This is a genomic window from Syntrophorhabdaceae bacterium, assembly GCA_028698615.1.
In the GTDB taxonomy this organism is placed as follows: domain Bacteria; phylum Desulfobacterota; class Syntrophorhabdia; order Syntrophorhabdales; family Syntrophorhabdaceae; genus Delta-02.
The window spans coordinates 135789-149069 of the sequence record JAQVWF010000001.1; the positions used below are offsets into that span (position 1 = coordinate 135789).

Sequence of the window (13281 nt, forward strand, 5' to 3'; positions counted from 1 at the left end):
CAAAAAAACAAAACAACTGTCCCGCGCCTGTTTCGCCGTAACCCGCAAAGGGTATGGAGAAATACAATGAAAGAGTCCCGGCACAATTCCCTTGCAGAGGACGCCAGGGTCAATTGCCTGAATATAAATACTATCCTGACAGGATCGTGCCCGTGTTATAATTGGCTTATATGGGGCGCGTGATAGATATGGATGATCCGGACATTTCGGTTCATCACCTGGGTTGCGGTGTGAAACCCGATAGTGAACCATTTCCCGCTTATAACCCCCCGTTCCCGGTCCAAAGGACCCGGACTACCGCACTGTTCCAGGGATAGTATGCAAAAAACAGTTGTCCCCAAACAAGACCCTCCTGCGGCACCCGTGAAATCGGTCAGGGTTATCGTTTACCCTGCTGCCGCTGACAGCGTCGATTTGCCCGATCTATCATTTCTCAAGAACAAAGATGAGGATGTATTTGTCTTGGCGACCATGACCGACAGGGTGAAGGCGCTTGACGATCTGCGGCTAAAAACGTTGCTTGCGCCGATCTTGCCTCATTGTACAGATTCAACTGTCACCATCAATATCACCGGGCGCCGATCAGCGCTTTTAAAGATCACCCGAAAAGGAATGAAAGTTGTTGTTGAGGCGCATTGGAATTTATTTATCCCCTATTTTGACCAGATCAAATCGCTTCCTATCGTTCACCCCGAGATACTGGATATCTTTACCGTTGCGGTCTTCAGGTATGTGGCCCTGGCCATGGAGCATCCAGGGGTACCGAGGAACGAGTCAATGAGCCGCGCCATCGATGCATACAGGGCCCAACCCGAACTCTTGCTGGCCTCGTTGGACATTTTCAATAAACCCAATATTTACCATATCCGCCCGACAAGAATCTGGCTCAACAGAATTTTTGCGGCCAACGACGGGCATCGTTTGGAGATTGATGTTTCCGCCGCGGCCGCCGCTCCGCTCGTGAGCCCCGGGTTCCTCGAGGAGGTTGCAGGCTTTGTTCACAAGATCGTGAAGAATTATGCCTTCCGTTACGGGGATTATCTGTGGACGCAACGATACAGGATTACCTTCGGCATCCGTTCCGCACCGGGCATGGTGGCGTGTGAAGGAAAAGACGTTGTCGTTAATATCCATCCTTTGATCCATCAGACCCATTGGAAACCTGTGGTCTATTTAAGCCTGGGATATGCTGTGATGTTTGCCATGCTCCGATCATCGGGAAGAGGTGATGAAGAGAAATGCATGCATCTTGCCTTGATGAAAACCTGGAATCGCTATTTGAGCTTTGACGAATCTGTGGAGCAGCAAAGCGTGCGTGAGCTTTGCGGGCTTCCCGAATCACCCGCGGAAGGACAATGCCGCGGTCTGTCGGAGTGCATGATAGGCAAAGAAGAGAAGGAGCGCGTTGACGATTTTGTCATGCTCGTGAACTATTCCTTCAAGGAAACATTCATGGAAAGGCTGGACGCCCTGAACGACGGGCATGGAGGGAAAACCGGCCTTTATTTTGAGCAATTATCGAACGCGATCCGGAATTTGAACATCACCTTGATGAGGAATAACATTAACCATGGCAAATTGATCGAGGTCCTGCGCAGGGACAGCTTCGATCATCTGCGGCTGGTGGAATTCTTGCGTACAGGCCGCCTGGACAACAGGCGCGTTGTGGATGTGAGCGAATGGCTCTTGTTGAGGACACTCCTGTATGACCTGATCAATGCGCCCAAGGTGTTCAAAAACGATTACAAAATGCTTTTGAAGGTCCTGACAAAAGTGAACAAGAGCCTGCTTGTCTATGTTTGGACATTGGGCCTCGAGAAGGATGCGCGTTATGAAATTGTCAGCGCCTATATAGCAAAAGTGATGAACGACATTTTTGTGTTTGACCGTGTGAAGATCTACGAAATCGTCTCGGATCCCGTGGAATGCCTGGAGGCTGAAGCCGTTACAGGATATCTATTGAATTGGGCCGGTTTCACACCTGAGGCGCGGCGTTCGATCATCGAAGATATCCTGTCGGGCCTGCCGCACAACGTGACCTCGGAATTAAGGGTTCAGGCAATCGGCGATGTGGATCAGATGGTCCGTGTCATGGGAACACGGGCCAGCGGGCTCATTGGTTTTTGTCTGCATCGGGCTTACCATTGGGGAAGCACGCACGACGAAGTGACGGAAAGAATTCGTTCCCATTTCCCAAGACTGCTTAAGCAGGCCCAAAAGGTCATGCTTCGGGCGGAGACGATCAGGGGAGGGGCCACGCTCCTCTTGCTTCTGGCCGAGATCGTTTCCGATGAGCGGGACGGATTTGCCGAAAATGTCGTCATTACAGAAGAAGAAGAGGAGATGGTCCGTGATCTCATCAAGCAATGCGTTGATTGGGACCAGCGGCATTTCGTCATGATGGTCGCGGGCATGGCTGCCGGTTATATGGGAAGCATCGACGGGTGGACCCTGCAGCAATTTGACCGGTTGCTGGCGCGTTATGACGGTGGAGACCGGGTTATGCTCCGCAGCGTTGTGCAGTTCGATGTTGACAATTTGATCGAGCGCACCCTGATGACAGCCAGGAACGACCACGAAAGCGCATTATTGAACAAGATCCAGCTTCTCCGTTTTAGAGTTGATCCCATTGTCAGCGATGAGGCGAACAGGTTTCTCGGGGCGATGGCTTCCCGCTATGGTATTCAGCCACCGGAAGCCGACGTCAGCAAAAAAGATATTCGCGCCCTTGTTCTTGCCTTATCACTGGCGCTTCAGGGACATTCACAGGACTTAAAGAAACTTTCGGAAGTGCAATAAGCACGTCTCCATTTGAACTGTTCAAGATCGGCCGCTGGTCTTCAAATCCTCATAGAGGACCCCCCCCACAGGGCACAGTGGGCGGGGTCTTCCGGACAGCATGCGCAGGAGGCTGCATGAAAATATCAGAAGTAATACCAGGCCGCGAACCTGTACTGGTCTATGGTGCCGTTGCCGCTGGCAAGGCCTGTGCCCGTCGAATTTGCGCCGCCGGTACCCCTGCCGTTGAAGCTGTTGAACATGTGCATCCACTCGATGCCGAACTTGACTGCCTGGTTGGCCTGCCACTGGAGGTTCACGGCGTAGGTCTGCGACATGTTTAGCCTGTCGCGTGCCGCCGCGCTGTTGGTACGCGCCCATTCGCTGGCGTTGTACTTCAGGTAGCCGTACATGCCGTTGAGCCAGAGGTTGTTGGTGATCCACCAGGACGCCTGGGTGTAGAGGCCGAAGAGAGTCGGTGCGGCCGTATCGTTATCAGGTCTCTGGTAGGCTCCATAGCTGGGGGTGTTCAGCCATTTGCTGCCTGCGACGTTTTGGCCGAGAAAGAAATTGCCGTTGAGAAGAACAGACATGGCCTTGTTCCCCTTTTTCTCGGGAACGATGGGTATGGAGTACCGGAATGCGGTGATCCAGGCGTTGATCGTATTATCCTTGTATGTTGTTGCCGTTGGGGATTCGGCGTAGGCCTCCGTGTCCCTTCCGAAGTATGCACCGAGGCCGAACTTCAGGTTGTTGGAGCCTATCTTGCCGCAGCGGTCGGAGTGGAACGCCACCTCGCCCTGGAGCCCCGGCCAGGAGCTCCGGGCATAGCCGTCATTGGACTGGCGGATACCGTCCTTGCCCGACCACTGCGTGGCCGAGGTGACGCCGACCATGGCGTTGAACTCCCTGGTGAAGAAATAGCGCAGAGCTACCTGGGGTACCCTTATGCCCCTGAGGTACTGAACGAAATCACCGACGCCCATCCACGTGCCGTAGTAGGGCATGCCCCACTGCTGCCAGGCCTGACCGATCAACAATTCCGCGGACTGCCATTTCATTTTCATGAAGGCATGCCTGAGCTGGAAACCGCCGTACTGGTTCCCCGTGGTCACGCCGCGGAAATCGCCCTCGATGAAGGCGCTTGTTTTGGCGCCCCAGAGGTCAGGTCCCTTGACGAGGAAATTGAAACGGGTCTCGCCTGCGGTCGCGAAGGTATTGCCGTAGTCATCGGCCAAAACCGCCCGGTCGGATGTGCTGCTTCTGGCCGCGGAGCTTGGGTCGGCGTGGCTGTTCTGGGCCGAATACCCGAGATCGTACTTGACGAAGCCGCCGAAAGTGACATCGTACCTGCTCGACACGCTGCCCGCGTTGACCAATGTCGGAAGAACAAGCGAAACAGCACACAGGGCCAACAGGAACTTCTTCATTATTACCTCCTTGATGTGATGATGATCCGCGGATCTCGCCGGATCCGTTCCCAGTCGTTATGACAGCTACAATATAACGACTAGCAGTTATATACCATGAGATATAACGATGAGTCAACATCGGTCTCAAAAAAAACAGGGACCCTTACAATCGCGTCCCGGGGGCCAACCTCGTTCTGGAGCAAGGGCTTTGGCTATCTCGAACCCTTTCGGCATAAGGTGTATTTCGCGAAGGATCCGGGACGCGCGGGATCGCTGGCGGAATCAGGCGGGGCCAAGCGTTTTCTTGACATTGGGGGCATCGAGGAACCGGCACAATCGCGCTTTCGACCGGTCATTGGCGCCTTTCTTGATGTAAAAGCTCAGGGATAGTATCTCCTTTGCCCTTGTGACTGCGACGTAGAAGAGCCTTTTTTCTTCTTCTGTGTCGTTGCCGTCGCCCTCATCGAAGGACCTTCTCGAGGGGAATATGCCGTCGACGAGGCCGATGAGAAAGACCCTTTCCCACTCCAGGCCTTTCGCGGAATGGACCGTGGACAGGGTAAGGAATTCGGCGGCATCGTCCTTTGCGTCCTTATCAGGGTCTACTGAGACATCGGCAAGAAAATCCTTCAAGCTTGTATATCTGCGTGCCATCTGGCCAAGCATGGACAGTTCCTTCGCCTTTCGAGGGTCTTTCTTGTACCTGGTTTCCATTATGGGGCCGTAATGCTCCAGCACCAGGTCGACCTGGCGGGATGGGGCCATGGACGGAGCACAGACGGTTCGGAGAAGTTTGGTGAAAGAACTCAGCGCCTCAGAGTTCTTCTGTCCCGAACATAATGGGCTGAAGACCTTTTCAATGATATCCGCCAGGTTTTTGTAATGGCTGATCATCTGGAGAAGCCTTTCAACACCCCTGGCCCCGACACCGGGAAGAAGAAGGAGTACCCGCTGCCAGGCCAGTTCGTCGGCGGGGTTTGCCACAACCCTCAGGTAGGATATCACGTCGCGGACATTTGCCATTTCATAGAATTTGCGGCCGCCGAAGAGCTTGAAACGTATACCCCGTTTCACCAGCTCCGCCTGAAGGGGCATGGAGGCGAAGGCGGTCCTGAAGAGGACGGCCATCTCTCTCAGGAGGACGCCTTTCGACTTCAGGGTGTAAATCTTGCCGGCCAACCGGGAGGCCTCTTCGTAGACATCGGCGAAGCGTGAGACGACAGGTGGTCTGCCCACGGTCCCGGTGGCGGAGACAAGGCGCTTTTCGAACTTGTGGGACATGTTCTTAAGGATGGCGTTGCCAACGTCGAGGATGGACTGGGTGCTCCGGTAATTTTCCTGCAGCATGATGACCCTGCATCCCGGGAACTCGCCGGGAAACCGCAGGATGTTCATATGATCGGCGCCGCGGAAACCGTAAATGCTCTGCGCGTCGTCGCCCACCACCATCACGTTCCCATGCTCAGCGGAAAGAAGCCGGACAATGTCGGCCTGTACGCCGTTCGTGTCCTGGAACTCATCGACCATGATGTACCTGTATTGCGACGACAGCTTTTTTCTTATTGCATCGATCCCGAGCACGACCCTCAGGTAAACGAGGAGGTCGTCGTAATCGACGCAGTTGTTCCTGAGCTTGTATTCGGCGTATTCCTTCTGCACGGTTCTGATCTCGCCTATGCGGTCCTCGTAGTCCGCGTATGCCTTCAGGATCGCATCATCAACATCCATTCCCTTGTTGACGCAGAGACTGAAGACATTCTTGAGCTCGTTCTTTCTCGGGAACTCCTTGTCGCTGTCATATCCCATTTTGTTGCAGCAGCGGCGGATCGCCTCCTCGGCGTCGCCTTCGTCATAGATGGTGAAGGAGTTTGAGAGGCCGAGATCTTTGCTGTGCACCCTCAGGACCTTGCTTGCAAAGGAGTGAAAGGTTCCGCCCTCTATCCTGGAACAGCGCGGGTCGTTTCGCGAGGCACGTTCGATCATCTCCTGTGCGCTTCGACGGGTGAAGGTAAGAAGGAGGATGGATTCCGGGTCTATGTCTTTCTGAACAAGGTAAAGGGAACGATATTCTATGACCCGTGTCTTGCCGCTTCCTGCTCCGGCAATGACAAGGACAGGTCCCTCGGTGGTGGTGACCGCCTCATACTGGGATGAATTGAGCTGTGCCTCGAGATCTTGCATAATGGGGATCATGTTGTGTACCAAGCTTTCCTTCCGGGTCATCATGGCTGATCCATGAAACCGATATTAAAGTACACAACGCGGGTCTTTGTCCAGACCTTAAGCGGCAGGGCCCGCTGGACTGGTGCGGTGATATGGCACTTCGTTGCGGTGTTGATCTATGGCAGGGGTACCTTAAACGACCGGCCGGATGCCGGCGTCTTCTGCGACATCCGCCTCGTCATTCCGCGGGGGTTCATGACCGACATATATGATCTGATTACAGCAAACCGCAATGAACCTGCTCCCAAAAAGGATGATGTTCACTTCTTTTCCGCAATGAGGACACTTCTTCTTTGCCAATTTCACCGCCTGTCCCTGCTGCCTGAAGTTTGCTGTCCTGCGAAGCTAAAGAAATAATCTAACATGGATCAAAGAAGCATGCATTGCTGATTTAATGGCTAAATAATATGGGTATGCTTACCATATACAGTTGCGTCTTGCAAGGTCAGCTTTATTTGAAAAGAACCGCCCCCTTGGGGTATAATATTCACAACGTTGACCCTGTCAGCGGGTTTCTTGCAAGAAGGTGATCCCAGGTAGTCCATCTCGACAATATCTATGAAAAAGAGAAGAACGCTCTTTTGAGCCGTGTGGGCAATGACCCGGTTTCCTTTGTGCGCCGCTGGTTCTCAGATGCCGACCGGGAGGTCGCCGGGTTCATCGCATCCCAGTTTGCCTATGGGAGGATCGAGGTCTTCATGGGCTTTCTGGAGAGACTTTTCGGTCTGATGGGGAATGGGCCCCAACGCTTTGTCGAAAGCGGTTCATGGGAAGGCTTGAAAGGGTTTTACTACCGGTTCCAGAAGGAGAACGACCTCATCTATCTCTTCGATGCACTGCACCGGATCGTTGGCGACCACGGGTCGCTTGGCGCCATGTTCCGCTCCTTTTATGACGGTGATACCTGCCGGGCCATCTGGCGCATTCGCGGGGAATACCTGCCCCGCGACGACAGGCTCACCTTCTTTTTCCCCAGGCCGTCGTCGGCGGGGGCGCAGAAGCGCTGGAACATGTACCTGAGGTGGATGGTGAGAAAGGACGAGATAGATATCGGTATCTGGGACTTCATCAATACGGCTGACCTGACGGTGCCCCTGGATACACATATATATAAGATAGGAAGATGCCTTGGCTGGACCACGCAGAGGACGCCTTCGTACCGGGCCGCGCGGGAGGTTACGGAAGCCCTCAAACGTTACTGCCCGTCGGACCCCCTGAAGTACGACTTTTTCCTCTGCCATGGCGTTGGCATCGGGGCGGGGTGCACAGGGAAGAGAAGCGGGAGATGCAGGGAGAGGTGTGCCGTCTATGAGATTTAGAATTGTCAGCCTCGGATGCCCCAAGAACCTCGTGGAATCGGAATATATAACGGGCAAGCTCTGCTCAGCGGGGCACACGATCGGTGACGAGGGCGAGACGATCATCATCAATACCTGTGCCTTTATCGCCGAAGCGGCCCGCGAGTCCATCGAGACCATCCTGGAGGCGGCAAAGCAGGAAGGGAAGAAGATAGTGGTCACGGGCTGTCTTGTCGAGCGCTACCGCGAAGAGCTTATGAACCTCCTTCCCGAGGTGGACGTCTTCGTGGGCAGGGCTTGTTACAGCGACATAGAACACATTGTCGAGAAGAGGGGCTTCTATCACCGGGAGGGCAATTTCTCAGAGACCTTTCCCCGGCAGGTGCTGACCAGGCGGCCGACGGCCTATCTCAAGATACAGGAGGGCTGCGACAACCGTTGCCATTACTGCACCATACCGGCTATTCGCGGCGGGCTTGCAAGCAGGGCCGGAAAGGATGTCATCGGGGAGTTCCGCTGGCTTCTCGATGAGGGCTACCGGGAGATAAACATTATCGGCCAGGACATTACCTCCTATGGAAAAGACGCCGGCCGGAAACAGGGGTTGATGGAGCTTGTTGGTTCGCTTCTCCGGGAAAAGGGCGATTATCACCTGCGGCTTCTCTACATGCACCCGAAGGGGGTCACGGAAGGCCTCATCGAGCTCATGGGGAGCGACCCGAGGATGATACCCTACCTCGATATCCCGATCCAGCATTCCGAAGACCGCATTCTTTCCCTCATGGGCAGGGGACATACGAAGGCTTATCTCGAAGATGTCCTCGGAATGATGAGACGGCGCATGCCGGGGGCGGTGCTCCGGACATCGATCATCGTCGGCTTCCCGACGGAAAGCGACGAAGAATTTGATTCCCTTGTCTCTTTCGTTCACCTATACCAGTTCGATATGCTCGGCGCCTTCATGTATTCGAGGGAGGAAGGCACCGTGGCGCACAAGCTTAAGGGACAGATCAGGAAAGGGATAAAGCGCCAGCGCTACAACCGTCTCATGGAGGCGCAGAAGGAGATATCGCGCGCCCGCCTCGCGGGCCTTCTCGGGAAGACCGTCAGGGTTGTCGTCGAGGACGTCGAGGCAAGCCCGAAAGTCGGCAGAATGCTCACGCAGGCGCCCGATATCGATGGAGTCGCCTTCTTGAGCGGGCAGTGCGTCCCCGGAGAAATATGCGAGGGGAAGGTAATGAAAACACTTGATTATGATGTTGTTGTGGAAGTATAGAAGTATATCGCCAATTAAAAATTGAGGGCAAGATGGAACCGATAAATGAACTCTATGCCGTACGCAAGGAAAAAGAAAAAAGTCTGAGAGAACAGGGCATTGAAACCTATCCCCAGGACCGGGGCCCCTATATCACCACAAAAGAGGTTGAAGAGAGGTTTGGCTCCCTGGGCACGGAAGACCTGGAAAAGAGCGAAGAACGCGTTGCCATCGCCGGGCGTATCATGGCCTTCCGCGATTTCGGAAAGAGCTCCTTTATCCACGTGCAGGACAGGAAGGGTAAGATGCAGGCGTATGTCCGCAAGGACATGTTGAAGACCCCCGCCTACGACATATTCAAAAAGTTCGATATTTGCGATATCGTGGGCCTTGAAGGCAAGGTCTTCAAGACAAGAACGGGCGAACTGACGGTGCTTGCCGACACGATGAAGCTCCTCACCAAGTCGCTGCGCCCCCTTCCCGAGAAATGGCACGGGCTCAAGGACGTGGAGGAACGCTACCGCAAGCGCTACCTCGACCTCATAGTCAACGAAAAGGTGCGCGATGTCTTCACGACGCGGGCGAAGATCATCGACTATATCAGGCGCTATTTCGTCGAGCGCGATTTCATCGAGGTGGAGACGCCCATGATGCAGGTCATACCCGGAGGCGCTACGGCCAAACCCTTCGTCACCCACCACAACGCCATGGGCATGGACCTTTTCCTCAGGATAGCCCCGGAACTCTACCTCAAGCGCCTTGTTGTCGGCGGTTTCGAGCGCGTCTTCGAGATAAACCGCAACTTCCGCAACGAAGGCATCTCGGTCCGCCACAACCCGGAATTCACCATGCTCGAATACTACCAGGCATACGCCACCTACGAAGACCTCATGGCCCTCACCGAAGATATGGTCTCTTCTCTGGTCAAGGAACTCTTCGGCACATACACCATTACATATAACGAGCAGCAGATCGACTTTACCCCGCCGTGGAGAAAGATCACGATGGCTGACGCCATGGCCGAGTTCGGCAATTTCGACCTGAGCGCCCTCGATGACCCTGCCCGCCTATCCGCATACGCGAAGGACCTTGAGATCGAGGGGGCCGACAAGGATTCCCGTGGTAAGCTCATCACGAAGATCTTCGAGGAACTTTGCGAAAAGAAGCTCATCCAGCCGACCTTTATCACCCATTACCCCATAGAGGTTTCCCCCCTCGCTAAACGCAGCACCGAAAATCCCGATATCACCGAGCGCTTTGAGCTCTATATGTCGGGCATGGAGATCGCGAACGGTTTCAACGAACTGAACGACCCGGAAGACCAGCGTCAGCGCTTCGAGCTCCAGATAAAGGAGAAGGAAGAGGGCGCCGCTCTCGACGATGACTACATCACGGCATTGGAATACGGCCTTCCCCCGACCGCCGGTCAGGGCATCGGCATAGACCGGCTGACCATGCTGCTCACCGACAGCGCATCGATACGGGAAGTCATCCTTTTTCCGCTCCTGCGACCGTAAAAAGGGCGTACGGACTTTTATCGACAGTCTGTCAAAGATACAATGTTTCTGATGTTTATACTGACCGTTCCGGAGCGGGGAGGCAAGCATGGACATTGGCAGGAGAGGGTTCATCAAGTATGGCGTTCTTGGTGTGGGAGCCGCTGCACTGCTGGGGTCGGGTGCGAGGATGGCGGCGGGGGCGCCGGTACCGGCGCCTGACGCGGGGTATGGAGGTTTTGTGAAACCGTCGGGAAAAGAGGCCTATCTAGCGGACCGCTCCCTCGCGTGGTGGATCGACCGGTTTCAGCTTCCTTTGCATATCTATTCCGCCGACGTCATAGCCCGGAATGTACGGGCTTTCAGGAAGGTCTTTCAAGATCTCTATCCAAAAGGCCAAGTACGGTTTGCCGCAAAGGCATGCGCCCATCCGGAGGTGTTCCGGATCGTCCTCAAGGAAGGAGCCGGGATCGACGTGGCCTCCTATTATGAAACCCGCTGCGCTCTCACGTCAGGGGCCCCTCCTGAAGAGCTCGATCTCAACGGGAATTGCAAGGAGGATTTTCTCATTGCCCGGGCGGTCGAGACGAATATGCTCATCGTGGCCGACAGCATCGAGGAATTTGAGATCATCTCGGGGATCGCAAAACAGATGGGAAAGAGTCCCCGGGTCATCATGAGGCTCAGCGGGTTCGAACTGGGCCATGTCACCGCGGAGGCGGTCTTCACCGCGGGTAAATGGACAAAGTTCGGGGCCAGCCTCGATGACATACCTCAATTCCTGAAGACGCTGGACAGCCACCCCCATATCCGCTTTCTTGGTTTTCACACCCATATCGGCTCCCAGATCACCGACCTTGCCCCCTACCTCGCCGTGCTGGGAACGATGATCGAGCTGGGGCATCTCCTGGGAGAGACGGGCAGGAAGTGCGGGATCATCAACATCGGGGGCGGTTTTCCCATCTCCTACGTGACAAAAGAGGAATGGAACGGGTTTCTGGAGAGGGTGAGGGATGGATATACAGCGTCGCAGAAGGGGGACTTGAGCCGCATCTTTATCTGGAACAACCGCACGGGAGGTTTCGAGCGGGGATCGGACGGCAGGATCGATACGTCGCACTGGAACGACGACACATTCTATTCCCCGTATCCCAAGGAAAAAATGGTGGAGGCCATACTCAAAGGCACGGTGAAGGTCCGGGGAAAGGATGTCAATACCGTCCTCGCCCTCAAGGCCCTGGGGGAGCCCGCGCTTGTTGTCGAACCGGGCCGGAGTATCGTGGGGGACTCGGCCGTCACCCTTGCCCGGGTGTCCCAGGTGAGAAAGATCGGCACGTGGCATAACCTCATGAGCCTCGAGATGGGAGTGACCAATTTCGGAGAGGCCCTCGTGTACATGCCCGTCAACCGCTGGGAGATCATAAACGACCATGACCGCAGGGACGCCGAGCCCTTTGAGGCCTTTGCGGCAGGCAACCTGTGTTTTTCCGGGGACATGCTGGCGAAGTACAAGGTGTCCCTCCAGAGACGACCCGTGAGGGGTGACGTGATCCTCATTCACGATACCGGCTCCTACGGCCCCCAGTTCTTCGCCTCCAACGCGAACTCCTTTCCCCGTCCGGCCCGTGTCCTGGTGGAGGCTGACGGCAAGCTGACAGTGATGAGACGCAGGGACACCTACGAGGACATCTTCTCCCTGTGAGCAGATCAACGCACTCCATCCGCGTTCGGGGTCTCGAGATACACCCGCCGCTCCTCCAGGCGCCGATGGCGGGGCTCACCCACAGCGCCTTGAGGCAGATCGTGTCGGGATTCGGCGGGGTCGGCCTCCTGTCGACGGAAATGCTTCTTGCAAAGAGGCTGCCCACCGAGAACCCCGGTATGTCTCCTTACCTGGTAAGGACAGCTGAGGAAAGGCCACTTTCCTATCAGCTCCTCGTTTCCGGGGACATGGACCTCGCCCCGGCCATGGACAAGCTCCATGATCTTCAGGCCGATGTGATTGACCTCAACATGGGCTGCCCCGATTGGTCCGTGGGGAGGTCGGGGGCAGGATTCGCCCTGATGGAGAATCCGGAAAATGCCCGCCGCCTGGTCGGTGCCGCGAGAAAAGGGACGGAGCTTCCCCTCACAGCGAAGATCCGTCTCGGCGTTGAACTTGACGAACCGCGGTTGAAGGATTTTTGTGCCATGCTCGAAGGCGAGGGCATCGATATGCTTTCCATCCATGCCCGGCTGAAGAAGGAGCCCTTTGCAAGAAGGCCGAAATGGGAATGGGTAGCCAGGGTAAAGGAATGGCTTGGTATCCCCGTTATAGCCAATGGCGGCATATTCACGGTGGAAGATGCAAGGGATTGTTTGCGCGCGTCCGGCGCGGACGGACTCATGCTCGGTCGCGGGGCGGTCGTCAGGCCCTGGCTTTTCGCTGAAATTGCCCGGGACGTGTATGGCTGCGGCATTGCCAGGCCCTCAGTCTCTCTGCCCCTTATCTATGGCAGATTCATGGATCTCATAAAGGAACTTTTCCCGGCAGAGCGTCAACTCGGCAGACTTAAGGAATTCACCCACCACTTCGCCGGGAACTACAAATTCGGTCACCAGCTCAGTTCGCGCATTCAGGGCAGCCGCAGCATGACGCAGGCCCACGAGAGGGCAGCCGCTTTCTTCGAAGAGAACACGGAAGACCCCCGGGCACGACGAATGTCCACCAACGAACTCAGGGGTGCCGGGGCGCGGGGAATATGCCAAACCTGAACCACGTTTCCTGGTCCCGCAACAGGCCTTCACGTCTCCTTTCCTTTTCCGCCGGCTTGTGGTAA

8 protein-coding genes are annotated in these 13281 nt (G+C 55.5%); 6 read left to right on the forward strand and 2 right to left on the reverse strand.

All coding sequences use genetic code 11. From position 1 onward, the window contains the following. The first annotated feature begins 363 nt into the window (after window positions 1-363). Window positions 364-2799, forward strand: coding sequence for a hypothetical protein (locus PHC90_00745; protein MDD3844864.1), 2436 nt, complete (start codon window positions 364-366; stop codon window positions 2797-2799). 125 nt (window positions 2800-2924) lie between these two features. On the opposite strand, the gene PHC90_00750 is transcribed toward PHC90_00745, so the two are convergent. Together PHC90_00750 and PHC90_00755 are read right to left on the reverse strand one after the other, a co-directional pair. Then, window positions 2925-4208 carry a hypothetical protein gene (locus tag PHC90_00750; GenBank protein ID MDD3844865.1) on the reverse strand — a complete coding sequence of 428 codons (1284 nt, stop codon included), beginning with the start codon at window positions 4206-4208 and terminating at the stop codon, window positions 2925-2927. Window positions 4209-4472: 264 nt separating this feature from the next. Beyond that, window positions 4473-6395 (reverse strand): ATP-dependent helicase, encoded by a 1923-nt coding sequence (locus PHC90_00755; protein MDD3844866.1) that lies wholly within the window; start codon window positions 6393-6395, stop codon window positions 4473-4475. 608 nt (window positions 6396-7003) lie between these two features. Here PHC90_00755 and PHC90_00760 point away from each other — a divergent pair. The 5 genes from PHC90_00760 (at window position 7004) to PHC90_00780 (ending at window position 13216) form a co-directional block, all read left to right on the forward strand. Beyond that, complete coding sequence (locus PHC90_00760; GenBank protein ID MDD3844867.1) at window positions 7004-7732, forward strand: TIGR02757 family protein; 729 nt, start codon at window positions 7004-7006, stop codon at window positions 7730-7732. Then, a complete protein-coding gene (gene rimO, locus PHC90_00765) occupies window positions 7722-8987 on the forward strand; it encodes a 30S ribosomal protein S12 methylthiotransferase RimO (protein MDD3844868.1) in 1266 nt (421 codons plus the stop codon). Before PHC90_00760 ends, rimO begins: the two co-directional genes overlap by 11 nt. Window positions 8988-9019: 32 nt before the next feature. After that, window positions 9020-10483, forward strand: coding sequence for a lysine--tRNA ligase (lysS, locus tag PHC90_00770; protein ID MDD3844869.1), 1464 nt, complete (start codon window positions 9020-9022; stop codon window positions 10481-10483). Between the two features lie 88 nt (window positions 10484-10571). Beyond that, window positions 10572-12164, forward strand: a complete 1593-nt coding sequence (locus tag PHC90_00775; GenBank protein ID MDD3844870.1) for a hypothetical protein — start codon at window positions 10572-10574, stop codon at window positions 12162-12164. Continuing rightward, entirely contained in the window at window positions 12161-13216 is a 1056-nt protein-coding gene (locus PHC90_00780) for a tRNA-dihydrouridine synthase family protein (protein MDD3844871.1), read from the forward strand. Before PHC90_00775 ends, PHC90_00780 begins: the two co-directional genes overlap by 4 nt. Window positions 13217-13281 lie beyond the last annotated feature (65 nt).

Coding starts and splice junctions, on each gene's coding strand:
- PHC90_00750 (MDD3844865.1), bottom strand. CDS start 4,208: ATGAAGAAGTTCCTGTTGGCCCTGTGTGCTGTTTCGCTTGTTCTTCCG.
- rimO (MDD3844868.1), top strand. CDS start 7,722: ATGAGATTTAGAATTGTCAGCCTCGGATGCCCCAAGAACCTCGTGGAA.
- lysS (MDD3844869.1), top strand. CDS start 9,020: ATGGAACCGATAAATGAACTCTATGCCGTACGCAAGGAAAAAGAAAAA.
- PHC90_00775 (MDD3844870.1), top strand. CDS start 10,572: ATGGACATTGGCAGGAGAGGGTTCATCAAGTATGGCGTTCTTGGTGTG.